At 54.7% G+C, this 25,953-nt stretch carries 18 protein-coding genes, 1 tRNA gene and 1 other annotated feature; of the genes, 16 read left to right on the forward strand and 3 right to left on the reverse strand.

The genetic code is table 11. From position 1 onward, the window contains the following. Window positions 1-9 precede the first annotated feature (9 nt). The 3 genes from FZ041_RS01550 to glyS all read left to right on the forward strand — a co-directional run bounded on the left by FZ041_RS01550 (window position 10) and on the right by glyS (window position 3,856). Window positions 10-636, forward strand: coding sequence for a hypothetical protein (locus tag FZ041_RS01550; protein WP_149188309.1), 627 nt, complete (start codon window positions 10-12; stop codon window positions 634-636). 287 nt (window positions 637-923) lie between these two features. Beyond that, a complete protein-coding gene (gene glyQ / locus FZ041_RS01555) occupies window positions 924-1,802 on the forward strand; it encodes a glycine--tRNA ligase subunit alpha (RefSeq protein ID WP_033170319.1) in 879 nt (292 codons plus the stop codon). Between the two features lie 2 nt (window positions 1,803-1,804). Then, window positions 1,805-3,856, forward strand: a complete 2,052-nt coding sequence (gene glyS, locus FZ041_RS01560; RefSeq protein ID WP_149188310.1) for a glycine--tRNA ligase subunit beta — start codon at window positions 1,805-1,807, stop codon at window positions 3,854-3,856. 73 nt (window positions 3,857-3,929) lie between these two features. Here the strand turns inward: glyS and FZ041_RS01565 are convergent, their stop codons facing one another. Beyond that, entirely contained in the window at window positions 3,930-4,472 is a 543-nt protein-coding gene (locus FZ041_RS01565; protein ID WP_187626272.1) for an LptA/OstA family protein, read from the reverse strand. 199 nt (window positions 4,473-4,671) lie between these two features. Between FZ041_RS01565 and FZ041_RS01570 the strand changes: the two genes are divergently transcribed. The 9 genes from FZ041_RS01570 (at window position 4,672) to FZ041_RS01610 (ending at window position 15,314) form a co-directional block, all read left to right on the forward strand. After that, window positions 4,672-5,670 carry a deoxyguanosinetriphosphate triphosphohydrolase gene (locus tag FZ041_RS01570; protein ID WP_075442075.1) on the forward strand — a complete coding sequence of 333 codons (999 nt, stop codon included), beginning with the start codon at window positions 4,672-4,674 and terminating at the stop codon, window positions 5,668-5,670. 201 nt (window positions 5,671-5,871) lie between these two features. Next, window positions 5,872-7,662, forward strand: coding sequence for a DNA primase (gene dnaG, locus FZ041_RS01575; protein WP_149188312.1), 1,791 nt, complete (start codon window positions 5,872-5,874; stop codon window positions 7,660-7,662). A gap of 47 nt (window positions 7,663-7,709) precedes the next feature. Next, the gene (gene rpoD / locus FZ041_RS01580; protein ID WP_075442071.1) at window positions 7,710-8,840 is read left to right on the forward strand and encodes an RNA polymerase sigma factor RpoD; all 1,131 of its coding nucleotides are present in this window, start codon (window positions 7,710-7,712) and stop codon (window positions 8,838-8,840) included. 71 nt (window positions 8,841-8,911) lie between these two features. Next, window positions 8,912-8,987: transfer RNA gene (locus tag FZ041_RS01585), tRNA-Asn, on the forward strand. Between the two features lie 64 nt (window positions 8,988-9,051). Then, a complete protein-coding gene (locus FZ041_RS01590) occupies window positions 9,052-9,741 on the forward strand; it encodes a tRNA (adenine(22)-N(1))-methyltransferase (RefSeq protein WP_149188313.1) in 690 nt (229 codons plus the stop codon). Further along, the gene (locus FZ041_RS01595; protein ID WP_149188314.1) at window positions 9,735-10,544 is read left to right on the forward strand and encodes a Nif3-like dinuclear metal center hexameric protein; all 810 of its coding nucleotides are present in this window, start codon (window positions 9,735-9,737) and stop codon (window positions 10,542-10,544) included. The genes FZ041_RS01590 and FZ041_RS01595 overlap by 7 nt, the downstream gene beginning before the upstream one ends. A gap of 12 nt (window positions 10,545-10,556) precedes the next feature. Continuing rightward, window positions 10,557-11,486 (forward strand): YitT family protein, encoded by a 930-nt coding sequence (locus FZ041_RS01600; RefSeq protein WP_075442065.1) that lies wholly within the window; start codon window positions 10,557-10,559, stop codon window positions 11,484-11,486. Window positions 11,487-11,601: 115 nt separating this feature from the next. Next, window positions 11,602-14,079: a leucine--tRNA ligase gene (leuS, locus tag FZ041_RS01605; RefSeq protein ID WP_149188315.1), complete on the forward strand. Its 2,478-nt coding sequence runs from the start codon at window positions 11,602-11,604 to the stop codon at window positions 14,077-14,079. Window positions 14,080-14,231: 152 nt separating this feature from the next. Then, window positions 14,232-15,314 (forward strand): HD-GYP domain-containing protein, encoded by a 1,083-nt coding sequence (locus FZ041_RS01610; RefSeq protein WP_149188316.1) that lies wholly within the window; start codon window positions 14,232-14,234, stop codon window positions 15,312-15,314. Here FZ041_RS01610 and FZ041_RS01615 read toward each other — a convergent pair. Beyond that, on the reverse strand, window positions 15,304-15,834 hold the full coding sequence (locus FZ041_RS01615; RefSeq protein WP_149188317.1) for a folate family ECF transporter S component: 531 nt from the start codon (window positions 15,832-15,834) through the stop codon (window positions 15,304-15,306). The two genes, FZ041_RS01610 and FZ041_RS01615, sit on opposite strands and share 11 nt — an antisense overlap. 167 nt (window positions 15,835-16,001) lie before the next feature. On the opposite strand from FZ041_RS01615, the gene FZ041_RS01620 reads away from it, so the two are divergent. From FZ041_RS01620 to uvrA, 3 genes are all read left to right on the forward strand, one after another. Further along, window positions 16,002-16,490, forward strand: coding sequence for a hypothetical protein (locus FZ041_RS01620; RefSeq protein WP_149188318.1), 489 nt, complete (start codon window positions 16,002-16,004; stop codon window positions 16,488-16,490). A gap of 97 nt (window positions 16,491-16,587) precedes the next feature. Then, window positions 16,588-18,624: an excinuclease ABC subunit UvrB gene (gene uvrB / locus FZ041_RS01625; RefSeq protein ID WP_149188319.1), complete on the forward strand. Its 2,037-nt coding sequence runs from the start codon at window positions 16,588-16,590 to the stop codon at window positions 18,622-18,624. A gap of 12 nt (window positions 18,625-18,636) precedes the next feature. Then, entirely contained in the window at window positions 18,637-21,465 is a 2,829-nt protein-coding gene (gene uvrA / locus FZ041_RS01630; RefSeq protein WP_149188320.1) for an excinuclease ABC subunit UvrA, read from the forward strand. Window positions 21,466-21,625: 160 nt separating this feature from the next. Here uvrA and FZ041_RS01635 read toward each other — a convergent pair whose 3' ends face one another. Continuing rightward, window positions 21,626-22,876, reverse strand: a complete 1,251-nt coding sequence (locus tag FZ041_RS01635) for a VanW family protein (RefSeq protein WP_075442054.1) — start codon at window positions 22,874-22,876, stop codon at window positions 21,626-21,628. Between the two features lie 142 nt (window positions 22,877-23,018). Beyond that, window positions 23,019-23,237: a binding site (T-box leader), on the forward strand. A 36-nt stretch (window positions 23,238-23,273) separates the two neighbouring features. Here FZ041_RS01635 and FZ041_RS01640 point away from each other — a divergent pair. Further along, on the forward strand, window positions 23,274-25,952 hold the full coding sequence (locus tag FZ041_RS01640; protein ID WP_149188321.1) for a valine--tRNA ligase: 2,679 nt from the start codon (window positions 23,274-23,276) through the stop codon (window positions 25,950-25,952). The last annotated feature ends 1 nt before the right edge of the window (window position 25,953 follow it).

Consider the following 25,953-nt stretch of genomic DNA (forward strand, 5'->3'; position numbering starts at 1 on the left):
GTTAACGCAATGAAGAAACACAAGATACTGCTGGCAGCGTTGATGTTGCTGCTGACGTGTATATTTCTGACGGGCTGTTTTGGCGATAAGCCGCTGCAGCAGGTGTCTGTGCAGGGGCAGGTATATAAGCTTTCAATGGAGCTGCCATTTTCTCTGAGCGGTTCGATGAAGGATGTGCCAGTAAGCCCGCAGCTGGCAGTGGCTATCCAGAAACGCCAGAGCTGCATGGAACGGCCGACTGGCGAGGATATCCATCTGGCCGAGTTCACGGCCAATACGTTTAACCGCCAGGGCATCGAGCAGAACTATGGCCCGGCACAGGAGCCCAAGGCCCGCCAGTTCTATGAGGACATGGGAAAAGCCATGCGCACGGGCTATATCCAGTCGCTGGCCAAGGCCGCTAAGATGACAAACATTTCCCAGCAGGAAAAGCAAACGACCATCGATGGCCGCAATGCGATCGTGACGACAGTGAACGGCAAGCTGCGCGGTGAGGATGAAGTGCTCAAGGTGGTTTATCTTGAGGACGCAGACGAATCGTGGCTGGTCACACTGGCTTATCCCAAGGAGAAAAGTGATGGCATCGGCAAGCAGATCGACGAAAAGATCATTCCGGGCATCAAGCTGGCGAAGTGAGTCTGGAGTTGACAAGTGTCTTTGATTTTGCTAAACTCGTAAGCAGCGATGAAGAAGAGAAGTAGTCTCTCCCCTTAGCGAGACGGCGATGGTGAAAGGCCGTCAATGAGATGAAAGGCACTTTGGAGCGGAATCCAATACTTTGAGGCGGGCTTCCTTTGAGGAAACCAATCAGGGTGGAACCGCGGGATTTTGAAAGATAGGTCTCGTCCCTGTAACGATAACGTTACGGGGGCGGGACTTTTTTGCGTTTCCGTAGCAGATTTATTAGAAGAGGAGTTGTTCCCATGAAATTTCAGGAAATCATCCTGGCCCTGCAGAAATTCTGGTCGGAACAGGGCTGTATCCTGGCCGAGCCGTATGATGTCGAGAAGGGCGCCGGCACGATGAACCCGTCGACGTTCCTGCGCGTGCTCGGCCCGGAGCCGTGGCATGTTGCTTATGTCGAGCCGTCGCGCCGTCCGGCTGATGGCCGCTATGGCGATAACCCGAACCGCCTGTACCAGCATCATCAGTTCCAGGTCATCATGAAGCCGTCGCCGGATAACATCCAGGAGCTCTATCTCGAGAGCCTTGAGCGTCTCGGCATCGATCCGAAGAAGCACGATATCCGCTTCGTTGAGGATAACTGGGAGTCGCCGACGCTGGGCGCCTGGGGGCTCGGCTGGGAGGTCTGGCTCGATGGCATGGAAATCACGCAGTTCACGTATTTCCAGCAGGTAGGCAGTCAGGACATCAAGCCGGTCGCATCGGAGATCACGTATGGTTTGGAGCGTCTGGCGATGTACATTCAGGGTGTCGAGAACGTCTATGACATTCAGTGGACGGATGACTACACCTATGGCGATGTCTTCCATCAGAACGAGTATGAGCAGTCGGCGTATGCTTTCGATCTTTCCGATGAGAAGCTCCTGTTCGAGCTCTTCGATAAATACGAGGCCGAGGCTGTCCGCGTCATCGCCGAGGGCTATGTCCATCCGGCTTATGACTACGTGCTCAAGTGCTCGCATACGTTCAACCTGCTCGATGCACGTGGCGCTATCTCCGTATCACAGCGCACGGCCTTCATTGGCCGCGTCCGCAAGCTGGCCCGTCTCTGCGCAGAGTGCTATCTGAAACAGCGTGAGGAACTGGGCTATCCGATGTTGCATAGAGGGGAGAAGTAAGCATGAGCAAGGATTTATTACTCGAAATCGGCACGGAAGAAGTTCCGGCCCATGTCATGCCGGGCATCCTTGCCCAGCTGAAAGAGAATGCAGAAAAAGCATTCCAGGAGAACCGCATTGCCTTTGGCAGTATCCGCACGCTGGGTACGCCGCGCCGTACGGCACTTATTGTAAAAGATTTGGCTGAGAAACAGGAAGATGTCTCCAGTGAGAACCGCGGCCCGTCGGTCAAGATTGCTTTCGATGCGGACGGCAATCCGTCCAAGGCCGCCCAGGGCTTTGCCCGCGGTCAGGGTGTTGACCCGAAGGATCTCGTAGAAAAAGACGGCTATGTCTATGCGATGGTGCATGAGGAAGGCAAGGCTACGGCTGAGCTCTTGCAGGAACTTTTAAAAGACCTCATCTGCGGTCTTTCGTTCCCGAACAACATGCGCTGGCGCGACCTTGACTTCAAGTTCATCCGTCCGCTGCGCTGGATCGTGGCTCTGCTGGATGATGAAGTCATCCCGTTTGAGGTGGCTGAGGTCAAATCGGGCCGCACGTCCCGCGGTCATCGCTTCCTGTCGCAGGGCGATTTTACGATTGCCGATGCAGACAGTTATGAGAAGGCTTGTGAAGAGAACTTCATCATCGTCGATCAGGACAAACGCAAGGCGATGATTCGCGAGCAGATTGAGGAAGTAGCCAAGAAACAGAATGGTACGGCTGAGATTACCGAGGATCTTCTCGAAGAGGTTCTCTATCTTGTCGAGTATCCGACGGCACTCTGCGGCAAATTCGAGGATAAATACCTCAAGCTGCCGGCTGAGGCAGTCATCACGCCGATGCGTGACCATCAGCGTTATTTCCCGGTCAAGGCTGCGGATGGCAGCCTGATGCCGCTTTTCATCACGGTCCGCAATGGCGGCAGCGAGCATTTGGAGATTGTCCAGCACGGCAATGAGCGCGTGCTGCGCGCCCGTCTTGACGATGCCCAGTTCTTCTTCGATGAAGACCGCAAGAAGAGCCTGGAGGAGCATCGCGAGAAACTCAAGACGGTTGTCTTCCAGCAGGGGCTCGGTACGATGTACGAAAAATCCGAGCGCCTTATGGAACTGGCAACGTTCATCGCGGATGAACTCGGTGCGGATGAAAAGACGCATAAGCATGCCAGACGGGCAGCGGAGCTCTGCAAGGCTGACCTGGTGACGGGCATGGTCCAGGAGTTCACGGAGCTTCAGGGTATCATGGGCCGCGAGTATGCCAAGCTCGATGGCGAGTGCGAGAAGGTCGCTATCGCTATCGATGAGCACTATATGCCGCGCTTTGCTGGCGATAACCAGCCGCAGTCTGAGGCTGGCCGCATTGTTTCGGTAGCCGATAAGATCGATACGATTGTCGGTACGTTCAGCCGCGGCAAGATCCCGACGGGCTCCCAGGACCCGTTCGCCCTGCGCCGTCAGGCTCTCGGCCTTGTACATATGATGATTGAGGCCAAATACACGCTGAGCCTTGCCAAGGTCGTAGCCAAGGCTATGGATCTTTATCAGATTACGGATGAAGCAGCCCGCACGAAGATGCAGCAGGATGTGGCTGACTTCATGCGCCTGCGTCTCAAGAACGTTCTGGAAGACGTCCGCTATGATGTTGTTGATGCTGTACTCGAGAATGTCGATGACCTCTATGCGGTCAGCCTGCGTGCAGCAGCTGTGGCGAAGTTTGTGGCCAGCGATGCTGCAACGGCTAACATCCAGGCATTTGTCCGCGCGGCAAACCTCGCGAAGAAGTCTGAGACGGCAGCTATCGATGAGGCCCTCTTCACGGCACCGGAGGAGAAATCCCTGTATCAGGCTTATACGTCGACGGCAAGTGCTGTCGAGAGCCTGGTCAAAGGGCAGGATTATACGGGCGCTATTGATGCGCTGACCGAGCTTTCCCAGCCCATCGATGCATTCTTTGATGGCGTCATGGTCATGGATAAGGATGAAAAGGTCAAGAACAACCGTCTGGGCCTGCTCAAGTCGATTGATACGCTGATCAATCGCGTAGCTGACTTCTCGAAGGTTGTCCTGTAAGTTAAGCGATAAAAGAGAACCCTTGCGGAAGGTGATGTATCACTTTCCGCAAGGGTTCTTTTTCGTGTAGCGCTTAGTGTATTTCGTTGTTTGACAAGTCAAATTCCAGGTGGCTCGCGGCGCGGTGCTCGCCTTTGTAGATGCAGAGCACATGGCCGTCAAAGACGGCGGTCTGTCTGTCCCAATGATAGGCCATATTATCGGAGTGGATGGCAAGGCCGGGGCGTTCCAGACTGCAATTCGGGCCAAAGAACCAGGCGACATTGCCAGCCAGCTCGGCATAGACAGCCCCGCCGGCGAAGCAGAGCTCGCCTTCGGTGAGCTTCGTATTGCCTTCGGTCCACAGCTGCAAAGTCTGCGTGCTGATTTTAGCTGCATCGGTCAGGATGGTGCGGTTGCCAAACTGGATCTTGACGTTGCCGCGCAGCGTGTAGCGGGCGGTGTCTTCGTTGTAGGTGCTGTGGTCCGCCGTGACGATGGCTTTATCCTGCCCTTTGATGATTTGATCTGTGACGCTCAGTGTGATGGTCTGTGGTGCAGCCTGCCCAGGCAGTGCCACAGACCATGACATGAGCGCGGCAATGGCTGCGGTGAGCAGCCAGCGTGCTGGTTTCATCGGCAAATCCCTCCTGTTCATGACAGATTCTTTCCTATATTGTACGTCAAAGTATCTTTTTTTGCAAAATTGCAGGCTGCATCGCTGCGGACAGTGGTGGGGGATTTTTGGCAACCAAAGGAAAATAAGAAAAAGACGAGACTTTTTGACGGAAATAGTGTAAAATAAGAAGGAAACCCTGTTAAAAGGAGGCTTGAGCATGAATGTAAGGGAGCGCATCGAAGCGCAGGAATATGAGATCCTTTCGCCACTGGCGGCCAAGAGCCGTGAGGCCCGTCGGAAATATCCGATGGAGGAGTGCCCGTTCCGGACATCGTTTCAGCGGGACCGCGACCGTATTCTGCATTCCAAATCCTTCCGCCGTCTCAAGCACAAGACGCAGGTCTATATCGTCGCGGGAGACCACTACCGCACGCGCATGACGCATAGCCTGGAAGTCTCGCAGATTTCCCGCACGATCGCGCGCGGGCTGCGCCTCAATGAGGATCTGACCGAGGCCATCGCCCTTGGGCATGACGTGGGCCATACACCCTTTGGCCATGCCGGTGAAGCGGCGATGGCTGAGCTCACGGGGCATTTCTGCCACAATGAGCAGAGCCTGCGCGTGGTGGAGTTCCTCGAGCGTGAGGGACAGGGCTTGAATCTGACCTTTGAGGTCAAGGATGGCATCGTGAACCATACGGGAAGCGTACTGCCGAAGACCCTTGAAGGGCGCATCGTACGGACTGCTGACCGCATCGCCTATCTCTGTCATGATTACGATGACAGCTTGCGGGCGGGGCTGCTGCAGCCCGGCGATCTGCCGGCTGTGGTCTATGAGAGGCTCGGGGAAGACACCTCGCATATGATCACGAGCATGGTTTCGGATATGATCCTTCATTCGCAAGGGAAAGATGACGTTGGTCTTTCCGATGAAGTGAAGGAAGTCATGGACATTTTCCGCAACTTCATGTTTGAACATATCTACCATTCGGAGACCTTGGCCCATGAGCGCCGCCAGGCGGTGTTTGTGCTCCGCGAACTCTATGGATGGTTCCTGAAACATTTCGATGAACTGCCGGAGGAATTCATCCGCCGGGAAAAACGCTGGGGCAGGCAGAAGATCGTCACGGACTATGTGGCTGGCCTTACGGACAGCTATGCCGTGCAGCTCTTCCATGAAATCTACATGCCACCCGTGGGACTGATGGTCCATTGAGACAAATTTTTTCAAATTTGTCAATAGGAAAAAGGATATTGGCAAGTTTGCGGGAATATTAATAGTAAAAAGGGCTGTATGTCATCAAGGCTGCTTTCATAAGAAATTTTCACGAAAAGCAGGAAATTTGCCGTTGACGGCGAATCACATACAGGTACCTTATTATAAAGTATCTAATTTGGTATCAGCAAGGGGTCGAGTATGCGCAGCGAGAGAATGGACGAGTTTGTGGAGCAGGTCCGCTCCCAGTCCGACATCCTGAATGTCATCCAGAGCTATGTTCCCTTAAAGCGCAAAGGTAATCGTTATTGGGGCTGTTGTCCTTTCCATAACGAGAAGACTCCTTCTTTTTCCGTCGTTCCGGATAAGGGATTCTTTTACTGCTTTGGCTGTCATGCCGGTGGCAATGTGTTCAAGTTCATTTCACTGATTGAGAACGTCACGTATTTTGAGGCCATCAAGCTGCAGGCAGAAAAGCTGGGAATCCCTTTGCCGGAGCGGCAGCGCACACCGCAGGAAATCGCCCGTGAACGGGAGATGGCGGATTTGCGCAAAGTCAATGAGATGGCGCGGGATTTCTTTCATAATTGCCTGACCATGACACATTATGGTGAGGCAGGCAAGGCATATTTTGCCGGACGGGATATCTCGCCCGAGACCATCGAAGAGTTCAAGCTGGGATTTGCCCCGAATGCCTGGGATAAGTTGTCCACGGCCTTTACGAAGCGTGGAGTGAAGCAGGAGTTTTTGTTGGCATGCGGGCTTTCAGCAGAGCGTAATAATGGCGGCGGCCTGTACGACCGGTTCCGCAATCGCGTGATCATTCCGATCGCGGATGAGCGCGGGCGGGTGGTTGGTTTTGGCGGCCGGGTGCTCGATGACAGTACACCGAAGTACCTCAATACACCAGAGACGATATTATTTAATAAGCGAAAACTCCTTTTTGGTCTGGATCGCTCCCATCGGGCAATCCAGCAGGCAGGCTATGCCATCGTTGTTGAGGGCTATATGGATGCGATTTCCGTGTTCGGCGCTGGCGTCAGGAACGTCGTGGCGTCCCTGGGAACGGCATTCACAGCCGAGCATTGCCAGAAGCTCCTGCGCTATGCGCCGGACATCTACTTCTGCTATGACAGCGATGAGGCCGGCCAGAAAGCTACCATCCGAGCGTTGTCCATCGTGAGGGATACGGGAGCCGTAGTCAGGGTCATCGTAGTACCAGATGGCAAGGACCCGGATGAATACATCCGCAAGCATGGTGCAGATGCTTTCCGGGCATTAGTCAAGGAAGCACTGCCGCTTGTCGAGTACCGTCTGCAGTATGTCCTCAAGCATGTCAATTACGACACACTCGATGGGAAGGTGAAGGCACTGCATGAGATGCTGCCAGTGCTGGCTGGCATCAAGGAGACAGCGGTACGCAGTGAATATGAGAAGAAGCTCGCGCAGATCTTATTGCTGGACGAGGGTGTCGTGCGCGATGAGCTTCGGCGCTATGCCCGGGGAGCAGTGGCTGAGGAAAGTGCGCCAGTGCGTGCTCCTATCAGGCAGGCGGTGCAGCAGCAGGATAATGCGATCCGGCGCGCTGGGCGCATTATCGTCCGCATGGTGTGGCAGGATGTCTCGCTGATCCACCATGTGGAGTCGGTGCTGCCGCTTGCTGGCATCGGTGATCCCGTCCAGCGGGAAATCCTGTTGTTCCTGCAGGATCTGAGCAACCAGGGGCAGGCTCCAGATGATGTTACGGCCGCGGAGAACCTCAGTGAGGACGCGGCGGCAGAACTCTCTCGGGCACTGGTAGAAAATTTAGGCGGACGTGCGGAAACCGAGGCCTACAATGACTCCCTGAAAGTGCTTAGGAAAGCCTATCTTAATATGCTGTTCGTGGAACATTCCCGCAAGGCAGATGCATATATGAAAGCGGGAAATACAGCCTATGTCGATGAACTGAATGAGGTTATGAAGATCAAAGATGAAATGGATGAATTGTGAGTTGGATAGATTGGTAGTCATGGAATGTGAGGAAAGGGGGATGCTGAATGGCTGAGGCTAAAAAAATTCAGGCTGAGGCTGGCAGCAGAAACCGCAGCTCGGAGATAGTAGAGAATCTTTTGTCGAAGGGCAAGAGCAATGGCGGTACGTTGACCTATGGGGAGCTGGTCGAAGCACTGCAGACGCAGGATCTTTCCCCGGATGAAATAGACAATATGTATGACACCTTCAGCAGGAAAGGGATTGAGATCATCGATGATTCGAACAGCAACGATCAGTCCGATGATGAAGTCGATATCGATGATAAGGATGATGAAGTCGAGATCGATCTTTCCGTGCCGGAGGGCGTCAGCATTGACGACCCTGTCCGCATGTATCTCAAGGAGATTGGCCGCGTACCTCTGCTGACGGCTGAGGAAGAAGTCGTGCTGGCCAAGCGCATGCAGGAAGGCGACGAGATGGCGCAGAAACGCCTGGCTGAGGCTAACCTGCGACTGGTTGTCAGCATAGCCAAGCGCTATGTTGGCCGTGGCATGCTGTTCCTGGATCTGATCCAGGAGGGCAATCTCGGTCTTATCAAGGCTGTCGAGAAATTTGATTATACGAAGGGCTATAAATTCAGTACCTATGCTACCTGGTGGATTCGTCAGGCCATCACGCGTGCGATTGCCGATCAGGCGCGTACGATCCGTATCCCGGTGCATATGGTCGAGACCATCAACAAGCTCATCCGCGTTTCCCGCCAGCTCTTGCAGCAGCTGGGCCGCGAGCCGTCGCCGGAGGAGATTGCCAAGGAGATGGATATTTCGGTCGAGCGCGTCCGTGAGATCATGAAAATCGCGCAGGAGCCGGTTTCCTTGGAGACGCCGATCGGCGAGGAAGAGGATTCGCATCTGGGCGACTTCATCGAGGACCAGGATGCACCGGCACCAGCCGATGCAGCTTCGTTCATGCTGCTCAAAGAGCAGCTCGAAGAGGTGCTCGATACGCTGACGCCGCGTGAGGAGAAGGTACTGCGCCTGCGCTTCGGCCTGGATGATGGCCGTGCCCGCACGCTGGAAGAGGTTGGCCAGAACTTTGGTGTAACGCGTGAGCGTATCCGCCAGATCGAGGCCAAGGCACTGCGCAAATTGCGTCACCCCAGCCGCAGCCGTAAGCTCAAGGATTTCTTGGATTAAAAAAATCCTTGACATGAACCGTGCTGATGCGTATAATAGTTGATGTTGATGCAAAGCATTGACAAGTTAATTCCTCGATAGCTCAGCCGGTAGAGCACCTGACTGTTAATCAGGCTGTCGCAGGTTCGAATCCTGCTCGAGGAGCCATTGGAAACACAAGGGTGTAACGGAAGGTTACACCCTTTTATTTTTTTGGACAGGAGGCGTCATCATGCAGTTGGATGATAGACTTCAGGCATTAGCGGATTTTGTGCCGGTCGGCTGCCGGGCAGCAGATATTGGTACAGACCATGGCTATCTGGCTATCGACCTTATCCGCGAGGGCAAGGCGAATTTTGTCGTGGCCGGAGATCTGAATGAGGGGCCGTATGAAGCTGCTAAGCGCACTGTGCATGAGAATGCTATGGACGCCGATCAGATCTCGGTGCGGCTGGGCAATGGCCTGCAGGTGCTGGAGCCCGGTGAGGTGGACACGGTCTGCATCGCCGGTATGGGAGGCGTGTTGATGACGCAGATATTGGAACAGTCGCCAGATGTGGTGAAGAAGCTGACGACACTGGTGCTGCAGCCGATGAATGGTGCACCGGAGCTGCGCACATGGCTATACCGCCACAACTGGCATATCGCAGATGAGGCGCTGGCTGTGGCAGATGGCCGCATCTACGAGATCATCAAAGCCGAGCGCGGGCGCGTGAAGCGTCCGGCACCGCTTGATCTGCTGATCGGGCCGGTGCTCTGGCAGAAGAAGCCACCTTTGCTGAAACATCATATCGAGTCGCTGCTGTTCCAGCAGCGGCGGGTGCTCAACGGCATGGAAAAGAGCCCGCGGGCATGCAAGACGAAAAAGTATGAGGTCATCAAGGAACAAGTCAGGGAATTGGAGGAACGGCTCACATGGTAAAATGTCAGGTGGTCATGGATGCGCTGGAGCGCATCGCACCGAAACGGCTGGCCGAGGATTGGGATAATCCGGGACTGCTTGTCGGGGCCTTGGGGCAGGAGGTGCACAAGATCCTCGTCTGCCTCGATGTCAGTGATGCAGTGGTCGAGCAGGCCGTGGCCTGCGGTGCGGATATGATTGTCGCGCATCATCCACTGATTTTCAAGGGCATCCGCAAGCTGCGCACGGATCTGCCGCTCGGGCGGCGGCTGCAGCAGCTGCTCAAGCATGATATCGCTGTGGCGGCAGCGCATACGAATCTTGATATTGCCGAGGGCGGTGTCAACGATGTGCTGGCGCAGGCCATCGGGCTTTCGAAGTTGTCTGCCTTTGTCATTGAGCGCCAGGAGGCGGATGGTTCTGTCATTAGCATGGGGCGTGTCGGCAGCCTGCCGCAGCCGATGACGGTGCAGGACTTTGCTGCGCAGGTGCGCGATGCCTTGCCGGCTGAGCATGTACGGCTCGTGGATGCCGGGGCTCGTCCTGTGCGCAAGGTGGCTCTTTGCAGCGGCAGCGGTGCCGAGTTTATCCAGCGTGCCGCTTTCTTGGGGGCTGACGCCTATGTGACTGGTGACGTGAAATATCATGAAGCACAGCAGGCTGTCGAGCTTGGCATGCACGTGATCGATGCGGGGCATTTTGGCACAGAATTCCCTGTGGTGGCAGTGCTCCGCGAGCGGCTGGCAGAAGAGCTGGCGGAAGCCAAGGGTTCGGTGGAGGTCTTGGCTGACCAGTCTTCTCAGGACTTTTTTCAGATGATTTGATGGACGATAAGGATGAGTGATTTGGGCATAAAGAAACATGCAGGCAGATATATCCAGATTGCCATAGGTTGCCTGATTGTCTGCTTGGGGTTCAACCTCTTTATCATTCCGGCGCATTTGCTGACAGGCGGCATCAGTGGTATCGCACTGATTGTCTACTATCTGACCGGTTTGCCGGTAGGTATGCAGAACCTTGCGTATAACCTGCCAATCTTGTATCTGGCCTATCGGGTATTCGGCAAGCTTTACGCCTGGGATACGATTGTCGGTACTGTAGTGCTGTCGCTGATTCTCGATGCGACGCATTTCATGGTCGATTGGAACGTGACGCAGGACGGTATGCTGAGTGCAATTTTTGGCGGCGTCATGGCCGGTATCGGCTTTGGCATGATTTTCCGTGCCAATGCGAATACTGGCGGTTTGGATGTCGTTGGTGCTGTGGCAAAGAAATTCTATTCGCTCGATGTCGGAACGGTAGTATTCCTATTGAACTTTGTCATCGTCATGGCTTCGGCATGGATGTTCAGTGTGGATGAGGCCCTGTACACGCTGGTTTCGATTTATGTGACAGCTGAGCTCACGAATCGTGTGGCCGCAGGCCTCAATCGCGAGAAGTCGATCTTCATCGTCTCGCCGGCTGCAGAAAAGATCTGCCAGGATATCATGGAGAACGTCCATCGCGGCGTTACCTATATCGAGGGCAAGGGAGGTTTTGCGCGCGAGCACAAGGATATCCTGTTTATTGTCGTTCGTCTTACGCAGGTCAGCCGTGTCAAGACGATCGTTGACCATTACGATCCGCAGGCTTTCATGATTGTATCGGATACCTCGGAGGTTTCGGGCAAGGGATTTACGCTCGAATGCGAGTCGTATCAGGATGCACGGCGTAAATGGCAGGAAGAACAGGAAAAACAAAAGTTTTTACACAATGAACACGATTGACAGTTGACGCTATGCCTATTGTTACGGTATAATAGGCTTTAGCTGTAAAACGCGAATTTCAATCCCCGGCTGCATTTTGCAGGCGGGGATTCGTATATTGTAGGAGGAGATTGTGTTGGAGAAGTATTCACCGCAGGAGATTGAAAAGAAGTGGCAGGATAAATGGGAAAGCGAAGACGTCTACAAGACCGAGGCTGACCCGAACCGGCCGAAGTATTACGCACTGGAGATGTTCCCGTATCCGTCGGGCAATCTTCACATGGGACATGTCCGCAACTATGCCATCGGCGATGTCATGGCCCGCTATAAGACCATGGAGGGCTTCAATGTCCTGCATCCGATGGGCTTCGATTCCTTCGGCATGCCAGCTGAGAATGCGGCCATCAAACATGGAGTAAGCCCTGCGGATTGGACGTTCAGCAATATCGAGAACATGGAGAAGCAGCAGAAGAAGATGGGCCTCTCCTATGATTGGAACCGCGAAGTGCTGACCTGCACGCCGGAATACTACAAGTGGACCCAGTGGCTTTTTGAGCTCTTCTACAAAAAGGGACTGGCTTACAAGAAAAAGGCATCGGTCAACTGGTGTGACACCTGCGGTACGGTACTGGCCAATGAGCAGGTCATCGATGGCAAATGCTGGCGCTGCGATTCGGATGTCCACAAAAAGGATCTTTCCCAGTGGTTCCTCAAGATTACGGATTATGCCGATGTCCTGCTTAAAGACCTCGACAAGCTCGAAGGCTGGCCGGAGCGCGTCAAGACGATGCAGGATAACTGGATCGGCCGCAGCGAAGGTCTCGAGATCACGCTTGACGTACCAGAGCTCGATGAGAAACTCGTCGTCTATACGACGCGTCCGGATACGGCTTACGGTATCACGTTCGTGGCGCTGGCACCGGAGAATGCGCTGGTTGACAAGCTGATCGAAAAGAGCGATAAGGCCGAAGAACTCAAGGCATTCTGCCAGAAGGTTCGCAACCAGTCCGATATCGAGCGCACGTCGAGCGAGTCGGAAAAAGAGGGCATGTTCACGGGCTTCTATGCAATCAATCCGTTCAATGGCGAGAAGGCCCAGCTCTGGATTACGAACTATGTCGTCGCTGACTATGGCACGGGGGCTGTCATGGGCGTTCCGTCCGGTGACTCCCGCGACTGGATGTTTGCGAAGAAATACGATCTGCCGATTATCCTGACACTGCAGCCGAAGGATAAGGAGCTGGTGCTGGAGGAAATGACGGAGGCCTATGTCGAAAAAGACGGCCGTCTGGTCAACTCGGCTCAGTTCACGGGCATGGATATGCATGAGGCAGTCAAGGCCATCATGGACTATGCCGAGGAAAAAGGCTTTGGCAAGCGCAAGGTCAATTTCCGCCTGCGCGACTGGCTGATTTCGCGCCAGCGCTACTGGGGTGCTCCGATTCCGGTCATCAACTGCCCGCACTGCGGCGAGGTACTGGTACCGGAAGAGCAGCTGCCGGTCATGTTGCCGACGGATGTCTCCTTTGAGGCTGGTTCTGTTTCGCCGCTGGCTAGCAGTGAGAAATTCCTGCATTGCAAGTGCCCGAAGTGCGGGGCGGATGCTACGCGTGAGACCGACACGATGGATACCTTCATCTGCTCGTCCTGGTACTTCCTGCGTTATACGGATCCGCACAACGACAAGATGCCGTTCGCGAAGGATAAGGTCAACTACTGGGCACCGGTCGATCAGTACATCGGCGGTATCGAGCATGCCATCCTGCACCTTTTGTATTCGCGATTCTTTACGAAGGTCTTGAAGGATGCTGGTCTCGTCGATTTCGATGAGCCCTTCAAGAACCTGCTGACCCAGGGCATGGTCCTGAAAGATGGTTCGAAGATGTCCAAGTCCAAGGGCAATGTCGTATCGCCAGAGGAAATCATCGGCAAGTATGGTGCCGATACGGCGCGTCTCTTTATCCTGTTCGCGGCACCGGTTGACCGCGACCTCGAGTGGAGCGATCAGGGCGTCGAGGGTGCATATCGTTTCCTCAACCGTGTATGGCGTATCCTCGGCCACTTCGAGGAGAGCATCAAGGCTGGCAAGGACAGCTATGATGTGTCGGCACTGACGAAGGATGAGAAGGAACTGCGCCGTATTCTCCACGTCACCATCAAGAAGGTAACGGAAGACGTCCGCGACCGCTTTATGTTCAACACGGCAATCTCCTCCGTCATGGAGCTCGTCAACGCTTTCTATGGCTTCCAGGACAAAGAGCTCAATGCAGGTCTTGCCCGTGAGATGGCGGTAAACCTCGTCAAGATGCTCGCACCGTTCGCACCGCATATCACCGAGGAACTCTGGAGCCATCTGTTTGGCGAGGGCAGTGTCCACCAGCAGAAATGGCCGTCCTATGATGAGGCTGCCATGAAACAGGATGAGATCGAGATCGTCCTGCAGATCAACGGCAAGGTCCGTGACAAGATCATGGTATCGCCGGATCTTGACCGTGCAGCAATGGAAAAGGCAGTCATGGAACTGCCGCGTGCCAAAGAGCTGACCGAGGGCAAGCAGATCGTCAAAGTCATCTGCGTGCCGAAGAAGCTCGTCAATATCGTAGTGAAGGGCTGACAGCCTATGGAAAAGCGCTCCGCGTTTGCGGAGCGCTTTTTATCATTTGTGCAAAGATGTATACGGATTGCGCGTGGATATGGTATAATTATTCTTGTATTCAAGGACAGGCAAGTGGCGCAAGACCACTTCTAAGGGAAGGATGATAACTCGTGTTGAAGGCGTATGCAGTGGAGAATCTGCGTCCTGGCATGGTCGTAGGGCGGGACGTGATGGATGGCGACATGAATGTATTGATCGGCCAGGGCATTAATCTGACGTTGGAGCTGATCTACAGTCTGCTTGATCGCCCTATTTTTTCGGTGTATATCGAGGAAGAAGATGAGGCGGTCGATATCCCGGGCAAGGAATTCCTGCTTGATGACGCCTACACGAGTTGCTATGATACCGTCTATCGCAAGCTCAAGCTCATGTTTGAGAATCTGGCGGAGCGTGGGGAGTTCGATGCGGCAGCCTTGCAGGATATCATGGATGAAAAGAATTTCCGTGAGCTGTGTGATGGTGCCAAGGCCGTATCCCAGATCCACAATATGGCGCGTGAGGGCAGCTATCTGATCAATCATTGCCTGCATGTGGGAATCCTGGCCGGCCTCATGGGCAAGTGGCTCAATCTGTCGATCCTCGACCAGTATAACCTCGTCATTGCGGGCTTGTTCATCGATATCGGCAAGATGCGCATCTCGTCGGAGATCCTGGAGAAGAAAGGACGGCTGACCGAGGCGGAGTTTGATGTCATCAAGAAGCATACCCAGTTCGGCCATGACATGATCGGCATGACGACGCTGAGTGCAAACCGTGACATCATGGATGGCGTGCTCCAGCATCATGAGCGCTGCGACGGCTCGGGCTATCCGAACGGCCTGCCGCGGGCACAGATCTCCCGCTTTGGCCGCATTCTCGCTATCCTGGATATCTACGATGCAATGGCTGGTGACCGCATCTTTGCCAAACGCCGTTCGCCCTTTGACGTGTTTGCAATCTTGTACGATGACATCCTCAACGGCAAGCTCGACACGGAATACGGCGTGCTGTTCATCAAGAACCTCTGCCACGCCCTCAATGGCAATTGGGTGCAGCTCAGCAATGGAGAACGCGGCCGTATCGTCTATATCGATGAGAGCCGTGTCAACTCACTGCCAGTGGTGCAGACGACCAAGGGAGAGTTCATCGATCTCAATGCCACGCGGCAGGTGAAGATCGAATCGATCCTCACGGCGGCCGAAGTCAGCGCTTGATAGGAGAGCAATCGCGCTTTGGGGCCTGCAAAGGGAAGACGTGCTGGTAGACGAGCAGGAACAGGCTGACTTCCAGCGGATAGCAGAGCAGGTTCTTCAGCAGACGGCTGAAGAAGATGGCACCTGCGGCTTTATCATAGTAGAGGACGAGCCAGAGCGTATTCAGTCCGAGATGGATGAGACACATCACCAGCAAGAAGGGGAGCCAGGCGGTTTTCCAGGTGATGTGTCTTTTGGTATGGAGAAACCAGCCGTAGATCCAGCCGGTCAGGTAGCCGGAAAGCGCGAAGCCGGGAAAGAAGGTGCTGCCGCCGAGAAGTATCGAGCCGATGATGTCGGTCAGTGCGCCGACAATGCCAGCGCGCCAAGGGCCGAAAAGCGCCCCGTATAGCGCGAGGGGCAGGAAGCCGAAGGTGATGCGGACAAATGGTGTCTGGATGGCGAAGACATAGGTGAGAAGGATGGCTAAGGCAGTGAAGACGCCGCCGTAGACGAGGGCTTTGGTGGATGAATCTTGCATAAGTGATCTGACAACTCCCAACTATCCGGCACATGATGTACTGGTTTTACTCTGCTTGCATAGATACTGTCACTGTATCATTGAATGGCAGGAGCGTCAAGCTGGTGGGGCGCTTGTGCAGCTTGATGCTGTGTTATACCGAGAAAATAGATGGTGAGGGATGGATTTTGCAGAATACGTGGATAAGGATTGCCCTGTTGTTGGCTATCGCCTTGTTGTTTCAGAGTATCCGGCTGCTTATGCCGATGATACCAGGGCCGGTCAATATGTTTTTGATCGGCAGCCTGCTCAATGCTGTGATGGTGCTGGCTGCCTGGCATACAGGCAGCCGTTGGGCGGCTGTCATTGGCCTGCTGCTGCCAGTGGGAGCGTTCCTGCAGGGGCAGCTGCCGCTGGTCCTGATGCTGCCGGTGGTGGCTGCTGGCAACGTGATCTATATGCTGGGAGCGGCGCATTGGCAGCATAGCCGCGCCGTCTATCTGACTCCTGTCATCAAGGCCATTGTCTTGTATGCCGGGACCGTAGCTGTCATCCGGCTGGTGGATCTGCCGCCACAGGTGGCAGCCGTGCTGCTGTTCATGATGAGCTGGCCGCAGCTGGTGACGGGAACGCTCGGGATCATTCTCGCCAGGAGGATATTGTGCCGTTTGCCGTGAAACGTATGGGGTTCAATGACTATTTGTCATTGAGCCTTTTTTTATAATGCGGTATAATAGAGTACACACATTCGCTAAAGCTGGAGGAGGTCTTGATATGGCAATGGTGCCGAAGCTGAATACAACACAATTTGATAAGAATATTCCCTTCAAGGTGGTGGCGCCCTTTGAACCCATGGGGGATCAGCCCCAGGCCATCGATGACTTGGCGGCGGGCATCACGAATGGCCAGGAGGCCCAGGTGCTGCTTGGTGCAACGGGTACCGGCAAGACCTATACCATTGCCAAGGTCATCGAGAAGGTGCAGAAGCCGACGCTGGTCATCGCCCATAACAAGACGTTGGCGGCTCAGCTGGCCAGTGAGTTCAAAACCTTCTTTCCGGACAATTACGTTGGTTACTTTGTCAGCTACTACGACTACTATCAGCCCGAGGCTTATATCGCCTCGACGGATACTTATATCGAAAAGGATTCCTCCATCAACGATGAGATCGATGAGCTGCGCCACTCGGCGACCTGCTCGCTATTTGAGCGGCGCGATGTCATCATCGTGGCTTCGGTTTCGTGCATCTATGGCTTAGGTTCGCCGGAGAGCTATCATGAGATGGTGCTGTCGCTGCATAAAGGGCAGGAGGTCGAACGTGAGGCAATCCTGCGCAAGCTCGTGCAGATCCGCTATGAGCGCAACGATATTGCCTTTGAGCGCGGAAGATTCCGCGTGCGCGGCGATGTGGTGGAAGTATTCCCCGCTGGCTATAACAACCGCGCGGTGCGCATCGAGCTCTTTGGCGATGAGATCGACCGCATGGTGGAGTTTGATGTGGTGACGGGGGAGGTCTATGGTGAGCGCACCCATGTGATGGTCTTTCCGGCTTCGCATTATGTTACCGAAGATGAGGACCTCAAGATTGCCATGGCCGATATCCGTACGGAGATGGAGCAGCAGGTGGCAATGTTCCAGCAGAAGGGAAAACTGTTGGAGGCCCAGCGCATCGAACAGCGCACGAAGTATGACCTCGAGATGATGCAGGAGATGGGCTATTGTTCGGGCATCGAAAATTACTCGCGTCATCTGACGCATCGCAAGGCTGGCGATGCGCCGTATACCTTGCTGGACTATTTTCCAGAGGATTTCCTTATTGTCATGGACGAGTCCCATGTTACCTTGCCGCAGGTCCATGCGATGTACGCGGGCGACCGCAGCCGCAAGGTTTCTCTGGTCGAAAACGGTTTCCGGCTGCCGTCAGCCTTTGATAACCGGCCGCTGACTTTTGAGGAGTTTGCTGCGCGCATCAATCAGATCATTTACGTTTCGGCAACGCCGGGAAAATACGAACTTGAGAAGGCGCAGCAGGTCGCCCAGCAGATTATCCGGCCAACGGGGCTTCTAGATCCTGAGATTGAGGTGCGGCCGCTTGACGGGCAGATTGATGATCTGTTGGCGGAGATAAAGCTGCGGATTGCAAAGGATGAGCGCGTGCTGGTCACGACGTTGACCAAGAAGATGGCAGAAAACCTTACCGATTATCTGAAAGAAACGGGAATCAAGGTGCGTTATCTGCATTCGGATATCGCGACGATTGAGCGTGCCGAAATCATCCATGATTTGCGTGCCGGGGAGTTTGATGTGCTCGTTGGCATAAACTTACTGCGCGAGGGTCTTGATATGCCGGAGGTATCGCTTATCGCTATCCTCGATGCCGACAAAGAGGGCTTTTTGCGTTCGGATACGTCGCTGATTCAGATTATCGGCCGCGCGGCGCGCAATGCCAATGGGCATGTCATCATGTATGCTGACCGCATCACCGATTCGATGAAACGGGCCATGGACGAAACAGAGCGCCGTCGTGAAATCCAGCAGGCGTATAACCACGAGCACGGCATCGTGCCCAAGACCATCAAGAAGCCCATCAAGCCGCTTATCGAAACGACGTTGGTGGCCGAATCGTCAGCAGATTATGCGGCCGATGGCAAGCGCAAGAAGAAAAAGCTTACCAAGAAGGACAAGGAGAATCTCATCAAGACGCTTACGCGTGAGATGCAGCAGGCGTCCCGCGCACTGGAATTCGAGCGGGCAGCTGAGCTTAGGGATATGATATTGGAACTCGATGGCAGCCTGCCGTCGAAGAAATAAGAGGGAAAGGCAATGGAAAACAGCATCAAGATAAAAGGCGCAAGAGCGCATAATCTCAAGAATATCAACGTGGAAATCCCGCGGGATAAGCTCGTGGTCATCACAGGGCTTTCGGGATCGGGAAAGTCATCGCTGGCCTTTGATACCATCTATGCCGAAGGACAGCGGCGCTATGTCGAGTCGCTGTCCTCCTATGCCCGCCAGTTCCTGGGGCAGATGGACAAGCCCGATGTGGACAACATCGAGGGGCTTTCGCCGGCGATTTCCATCGACCAGAAGACGACGAGCCACAATCCGCGTTCGACGGTCGGTACGGTAACGGAAATCTATGATTATCTGCGTCTTCTTTATGCGCGGGCTGGCCGTCCGCACTGCCCGAAGTGCGGCAAGCCGATTACCCAGCAGACCGTGGACCAGATGATCGACCAGATCAAAGAACTGCCAGAGCGCACGAAACTGCTGGTCATGGCCCAGGTAATCCGCGGCAAGAAGGGGGAGCACAAGAAGGTGCTTGAGCATATCCGCCGTGAGGGTTATGTGCGCGTGCGCATCGATGGGGAAGTCCACGATGTCAACGATGAGATCCAGCTTGAGAAAACGAAAAAACACACCATCGAGGTGGTTATTGACCGCTTGGTTGTCCGCGAGGGCATGGAACAGCGGCTGGCCGATTCTTTGGAGACGGCGTTGAAACTTGGCGAGGGTGTCGTCTATGTGCAGATTGTCGATGGGGAACTCTTGATGTTCAGCGAGAATTTCGCCTGTGTCGATTGCGGTATCAGCCTGCCGGAAATCACGCCGCGCATGTTCTCGTTCAACAGTCCCTATGGTGCTTGCCCGGTCTGCATGGGCCTTGGCAGCCATATGGAGTTTGATGAGGAACTCGTGGTGCCCGATGCGTCCCTGTCGGTGGCACAGGGCGTCTTTGCGCCGCTATCGAAGAACCCGCATTCCTATGGCATGTGCGTGATTACGGCCGTGCTTACAGACTATGGCTATACGGTGGACACGCCCTGGAAGGATATGGACAAGAAGACACGCCATGTACTGCTTCATGGCGCTGGCGATGAGAAATTCCGGTTCCACTACACGAATATGTTCGGCGAGCGCAAGGAGTACAATGTGGAATTCGAGGGCGTACTGCCGATGCTCAACCGCCGCTATCAGGAAACGGATTCCGATGAGATGCGAGAGTCTTATGAGAACTACATGACGGAGATTGACTGTCCGGTCTGTCATGGGGCGCGCTTGAAGCCCGAGACCCTGTCGATTACGGTGGGGGATAAGAGCATTGCCGAGCTTACGGCTATGACCATCCGTGAAGCGGATGTCTTCCTGGCAGGCGTGGAATTCACACCACGTGAGCAGAAGATTGCCGTGCAGATCCTGAAGGAAATCCATGCGCGCTTGAGTTTCCTGCTCAATGTCGGCCTTGATTATCTGACGCTTTCGCGGGCGGCGGGTACCCTGTCGGGGGGCGAGGCCCAGCGCATCCGGCTGGCTACCCAGATTGGCTCGGGGCTCCAAGGGGTGCTCTACGTGCTCGATGAGCCGAGCATCGGCCTGCACCAGCGTGACAACAACCGCCTGCTGGCAACGCTCAAGAACCTGCGCGACCTCGGCAACACCTTGATCGTGGTCGAGCATGATGAGGATACGATGTATGCGGCTGACCATATCATCGATATTGGCCCTGGGGCTGGCGCTCATGGCGGCCGGATTGTTGCCCAGGGTACGGCTGAGGAAATCATGCAGGTAAAAGAATCGGTGACCGGCCAATATTTATCGCGCCGGAAATTCATCCCGGTTCCAGGCAAACGACGTCCCGGCAATGGCAAGTTCATCGAGGTAGTCGGTGCCCAGGAGAACAATCTCAAGAACATCGACGTCAAATTCCCGCTGGGGACGATGACGCTGGTGACTGGTGTATCGGGCTCGGGCAAGAGTACGCTGGTCAATGAGATCCTGTATAAAGGCATCGCCTCACGGCTCTATCATTCCAAGGGCAAGCCGGGCAAGCATAAGAAAATCAAGGGGCTGGAGCATATCGACAAGATCATCGATATCGACCAGCAGCCCATAGGACGCACGCCGCGTTCCAATCCGGCAACTTATACGGGTGTCTTTGATGCAATCCGTGAGCTGTTCAGCCAGACTCCGGAAGCCAAGATGCGTGGCTACAAGGCCGGGCGGTTCAGCTTCAATGTCAAGGGTGGCCGCTGCGAGGCATGCAAGGGCGATGGCATCTTGAAAATTGAGATGCATTTCCTGCCCGATGTCTATGTGCCCTGCGAGGTCTGCAAGGGGGCACGCTATAATCGCGAAACCCTGGAGGTACGTTATAAAGGTAAGACCATCTCCGATGTTCTCGAAATGACGATTGACGAGGCCGTGGAATTCTTCCAGAATGTACCGCGCATTGCCCGTAAATTGCAGGTTATCCAGGATGTTGGCCTTGGCTATATCAAGCTCGGACAGCCAGCAACGACCTTGTCGGGGGGCGAGGCCCAGCGCGTCAAGCTGGCGACGGAGCTCTCGCGCCGCAGCACGGGCCGCACCCTCTACATCCTCGATGAGCCCACGACAGGCCTGCATACGGCCGATATCCATAAGCTGCTGGACATCCTGCAGCGCCTCGTCGATGGTGGTGACACCGTTGTCATCATCGAGCACAATCTCGATGTCATCAAGACGGCTGACCACATCATCGACTTGGGCCCCGAGGGCGGCAGCAACGGCGGCACGATTGTGGCCGAGGGCCGGCCGGAAGATATCGTCAAGGTGGACTCGTCTTATACAGGCAAATTCCTCAAGCCGTTGCTGGAGGAGAAAAATGAATAAGGGGTGACGAGGAAAGCGTACCTGTCCTCGTCCGTGCTACGTATTGTCGGATTCTTTTCAGTATGGATAGAGAGAGGAACGCTAAGGCAACATGAAAAAGCCAGTTGACGTTTTTACGTCAACTGGCTTTTGATGTAGCAACAGGTATGTTTTCCGGACGTTACGTTTCTTGCGGGTCGGAATAATGGTCGGTATGCAGGTATTCGCGGTCGATGACCTGTCCGTCTTTTTTCCAGATGCGGTAGAGCGACGGATTCTTGGCGGAGCCTTCGGTGACGAGGGCGATGGTTTGGCCTTGCAAGTCGGCTTTGGTGCCGAGTACGTAGATAGTCAGCGCCGAGCCCGTGTTGGCGACGCGCAGGTAGACGGGATGGGGCAGCGGATTACGGAAGGCGAAGTCCAGCAGATTGTCAGCAACTGTGGCATCGCGGCCTGCTGGCACATAGGCGGAAGGCAGAGAATGATTGGAGCGCTCGGTCGGGGTCATGCCAGCAAGCAGGACGGCATTGTAGAGCGTGCTGCTGACCTGGCAGACACCGCCGCCGACATCGACGCGATGCTCGCCATCAATGATGACGCCGGCATCCTTGTAGCCAGCTTCATAGGTGCGCTGGCCGACGATACTGTTGAAGGAGAGCGTCGATTGGCTGCGGATGAGTGCCCCCTGTAGATGACTGGCGGCAAGGCCGATATTGTCGCCGCGGTCACCAGGGTAAAAGCGCGTGGTGTATGAGGCAAGTACGCTATCGATTGCAGCCAGATCCGCGTCCATGATGAAAGGCGGCTGCTCTTTGGGCTGTAGTGTGACCTTGGCGGTCAGCTTCAGCGCTTCGAACTGCGGCGTGAGCTCGGCGGCTATCGGGGCCGTATCGAGTGTAAGGCCGGTAACGCTCGGGGTTTTCTTGATGGTGCCGTTCTTTTGCAGCTGCGCTTCGGCATTGACCGGCTCAGTATGGAGCTGCTGCTCGATTTTGGCAAGCTGGGCTGCCAGTTTATCTTTGTCGAACGATGCTGTCATCGTGATGTTGCGGCCGAAAAGGGCGCAGGTCATCTGGGTGATCATGTTCGTGATGCTGTCTTGGTCGCGGCCGATGGCATAGGCGGCTTCGGCTGCTTCGTTGACGTTGCCATGCAAGTCGATATCAGCAGGGGCAATGTTCCAGTGGCGATTCTTATAGGTCAGCACAGCTGCTTGACGTTTGAGTGCCTGCTGGGCCTCTTTTTGGAAGAACTCGTGGACTTCTTTCCGGGTCATACCAGCGATGCTGGTGCCATGTGCCTGGACACCCATGGCGACGCGGTTCTGATTGGTGACTGAGACCGATACGCTGCCGACGACGACGACCGTAAAGGCCATGCCGATGGTCAGGATGGCAACTATTTTGCTAAGGGATATCGACGAAAAATTCATAGCAATCCAAACTCCTACGTACAATACTAGTTATAGTATAATCGCTTCGCATATACGTTTCAATTATTAAATGATAAAATTTCGGGCGTTGCAAATATAGGGCAGGTATGATAAAATTAACGGCATCTGAATCATCAAATCGCTAACAACGAGGAAGAAGAGGAGTACAGCAATCCGGTGCCTCAGAGAGGAGACGGCAGGTGAGAGTCTCTGCATCAGATGTTGGAAGGTAGCTTCGGAGTTGCCCCGCTGAACAAGGAGTAGGCTGGGCCGTCGGCCACGTTACGGCTTTGAGTCATGCAGGCTTTGTCTGCATGGGAAGATTGGTGGTACCACGAAGGCAGGCGCTTTCGTCCTTTTGGACGAGAGCGCTTTATTTAGTTTTAGGAGGTTTATCATGGCAGAAGAAATCCAGGAGCAGGGGAACAATATCCCGAAGGTTTATGATCCGCAGTCTTTTGAGAAGAAATGGTATCAGTACTGGGAGGAGAACAAATTCTTTCATGCTGAGGTCGACAAGAGCAAGAAACCGTACAGCATGGTTATCCCGCCGCCGAACGTCACGGGACAGCTGCACATGGGCCATGCGCTAGACAATACGCTGCAGGATATTCTGATCCGGTATCATCGCATGCAGGGCTTCAATACGGTCTGGGTTCCGGGCTGTGACCACGCCGGCATTGCAACGCAGGCCAAGGTCGAGGGCGCACTGCGCGAAGAGGGCACGAACCGCTACGAGCTCGGCCGTGAGAAATTCCTCGAGCGCGTCTGGGATTGGAAAGAGCAGTACGGCAACCGCATCATGTACCAGCTGCGCACGCTGGGTTCCTCCTGTGATTGGGACCGCCAGCGCTTTACGATGGACGAGGGCTGCTCGAAGGCTGTCCGCGAGGTATTCGTAAGCCTTTATGAAAAAGGTCTCATCTATCAGGGGACGCGCATCACGAACTGGTGCCCGGACTGCAACACGGCAATCTCGGACATCGAGGTTGAGCATGAGACGGAGCAGGGCCATCTCTGGCATCTGCGCTATCAGGTCAAAGGCACGGACCAGTATGTCGAAATCGCTACGACGCGTCCGGAGACGATGTTCGGCGATACGGGTGTTGCCGTTCATCCAGACGATGAGCGCTATAAGGACATCGTCGGCAAGACGCTGATCCTGCCGATTGTCAACCGTGAGATTCCGCTGTTTGCCGATGAATACGTCGATAAATCCTTCGGTACTGGTGCCGTAAAGGTTACGCCGGCTCATGACCCGAACGACTTTGAGATGGGACAGCGCCATCACCTCGAAGAAATCAAAGTCATCAGCAATACGGGCAAGATGATGGAAGGTGCCGGCAAGTACGAGGGCATGGACCGCTATGAATGCCGCAAAGCCCTGGTCAAAGAGCTCGAAGAGCTCGGCGTTCTCGTTTCGGTGGAAGAGCATGAGCATGCCGTTGGCCATTGTTCGCGCTGCCACAGCACGATAGAGCCGCTGGTTTCCAAGCAGTGGTTCGTCAAGATGGAATCGCTGGCCAAGCCGGCTATCGAGGCGGTAAAGAGCGGCAAGATCCAGTTCGTGCCGGAGCGCTTCTCCAAGATCTATATCCAGTGGCTTGAAAACATCCGCGACTGGTGCATTTCGCGCCAGCTCTGGTGGGGCCATCGCATTCCGGCCTGGTATTGCGATGACTGCGGTGAAACGAGTGTATCGCGTACAGACCTTACCGAGTGCCCGCATTGCCATAGCAAACATATCCATCAGGATGAAGACGTGCTCGATACCTGGTTCTCGTCGGGCCTCTGGCCGTTTGAAACGATGGGCTGGCCGGAAAAGACCGAGGAGCTTGAGCATTTCTATCCGACGGCTACGCTCGTTACGGGCTATGATATCATCTTCTTCTGGGTTGCCCGCATGGTCATGATGGGCCTCGAGTTTGGCAAGGATATCCCGTTCAAGCATGTATTCATCCATGGTCTTGTCCGCGACAGCCAGGGACGCAAGATGAGCAAATCGCTCGGCAATGGTATCGATCCGGTTGAGGTCGTCGAGAAATACGGTGCCGATACGCTGCGCTTCATGCTGATCACGGGTAATACACCGGGCAACGATATGCGTTTCTATTGGGAGCGCGTCGAGTCGGCCCGCAACTTTGCCAACAAGATTTGGAATGCATCGCGCTATATGCTTATGAACCTCGAAGGGTTTGACAAGGACTTCGTGCCGGCCGAGGAAGATTATACGCTGTCTGACCGCTGGATTCTCTCGCGCTATGCCCGCACGGTCCGCGATGTCACGGAGAATCTCGATAAGTTCGAGCTTGGCGAAGCTGGCCGCATGATTTATGAATTCCTCTGGAATGAGTTCTGCGATTGGTACATCGAGCTGACGAAAGCCCGCCTTTATGATACGGAAAACGTGCGGGCCCGCAATACGGCACTCTATGTCCTCTCCCATGTCCTCGAGGGCACGCTGCGTCTGCTGCATCCGTTCATGCCGTTCCTCACCGAAGAAATCTGGCAGAAAGTCCCGCATGCAGAGAACATCAAGAGCATCATGATTTCCGAGTGGCCGCAGGCTGATGCAGCCCGTATCAGCGATGCTATCGAGGCCCAGATGACGGCTATCATGGAGAGCATCAAATCCATCCGCAACATGCGCGCTGAAGTCGGGGCGGCACCGAGCAAGAAGAGTGAAGTCATCCTGAACTTCAAGGATGAGTCCCTGCGTGAGGTATTTACGGAAAACACGGGCTATCTTGACAAGCTGGCTTCCTCGGAGCCGGTTACGATCCTGCCGGCTGGTGCTGCTGCACCGGAAAATGCCATGGCGGGTGTCGTGAATGGCGTCGAGATTTACCTGCCGCTCAAGGGCCTTATCGATGTTGAGAAAGAAACGGCTCGTCTCAATAAGGAACTCGAGAAACTGGAGAAGGAAATCAAACGCCTTACGGGCAAACTCAGCAACGAAGGCTTCCTCAAGAAGGCGCCGGAGCAGGTTGTCGCTGGTGAGAAAGAAAAACTTGCCGGCTATGAAGAAAAGAAAAAATCGGTGGAGAGCCGCATCCAGGATTTGGCGAAGCTCTAAG

The sequence above is a fragment of the Pseudoselenomonas caprae genome (assembly GCF_008271345.1).
Taxonomy (GTDB): Bacteria; Bacillota; Negativicutes; order Selenomonadales; family Selenomonadaceae; genus Selenomonas_A; species Selenomonas_A caprae.

Excerpts from the sequence above, each read along its gene's own strand:
- FZ041_RS01550 (WP_149188309.1), top strand. The coding sequence starts at position 10 with ATGAAGAAACACAAGATACTGCTGGCAGCGTTGATGTTGCTGCTGACG.
- glyQ (WP_033170319.1), top strand. The coding sequence starts at position 924 with ATGAAATTTCAGGAAATCATCCTGGCCCTGCAGAAATTCTGGTCGGAA.
- glyS (WP_149188310.1), top strand. The coding sequence starts at position 1,805 with ATGAGCAAGGATTTATTACTCGAAATCGGCACGGAAGAAGTTCCGGCC.
- FZ041_RS01565 (WP_187626272.1), bottom strand. The coding sequence starts at position 4,472 with ATGAAACCAGCACGCTGGCTGCTCACCGCAGCCATTGCCGCGCTCATG.
- FZ041_RS01570 (WP_075442075.1), top strand. The coding sequence starts at position 4,672 with ATGAATGTAAGGGAGCGCATCGAAGCGCAGGAATATGAGATCCTTTCG.
- dnaG (WP_149188312.1), top strand. The coding sequence starts at position 5,872 with ATGCGCAGCGAGAGAATGGACGAGTTTGTGGAGCAGGTCCGCTCCCAG.
- rpoD (WP_075442071.1), top strand. The coding sequence starts at position 7,710 with ATGGCTGAGGCTAAAAAAATTCAGGCTGAGGCTGGCAGCAGAAACCGC.
- FZ041_RS01590 (WP_149188313.1), top strand. The coding sequence starts at position 9,052 with ATGCAGTTGGATGATAGACTTCAGGCATTAGCGGATTTTGTGCCGGTC.
- FZ041_RS01595 (WP_149188314.1), top strand. The coding sequence starts at position 9,735 with ATGGTAAAATGTCAGGTGGTCATGGATGCGCTGGAGCGCATCGCACCG.
- FZ041_RS01600 (WP_075442065.1), top strand. The coding sequence starts at position 10,557 with ATGAGTGATTTGGGCATAAAGAAACATGCAGGCAGATATATCCAGATT.
- FZ041_RS01615 (WP_149188317.1), bottom strand. The coding sequence starts at position 15,834 with ATGCAAGATTCATCCACCAAAGCCCTCGTCTACGGCGGCGTCTTCACT.
- uvrB (WP_149188319.1), top strand. The coding sequence starts at position 16,588 with ATGGCAATGGTGCCGAAGCTGAATACAACACAATTTGATAAGAATATT.
- uvrA (WP_149188320.1), top strand. The coding sequence starts at position 18,637 with ATGGAAAACAGCATCAAGATAAAAGGCGCAAGAGCGCATAATCTCAAG.
- FZ041_RS01635 (WP_075442054.1), bottom strand. The coding sequence starts at position 22,876 with ATGAATTTTTCGTCGATATCCCTTAGCAAAATAGTTGCCATCCTGACC.
- FZ041_RS01640 (WP_149188321.1), top strand. The coding sequence starts at position 23,274 with ATGGCAGAAGAAATCCAGGAGCAGGGGAACAATATCCCGAAGGTTTAT.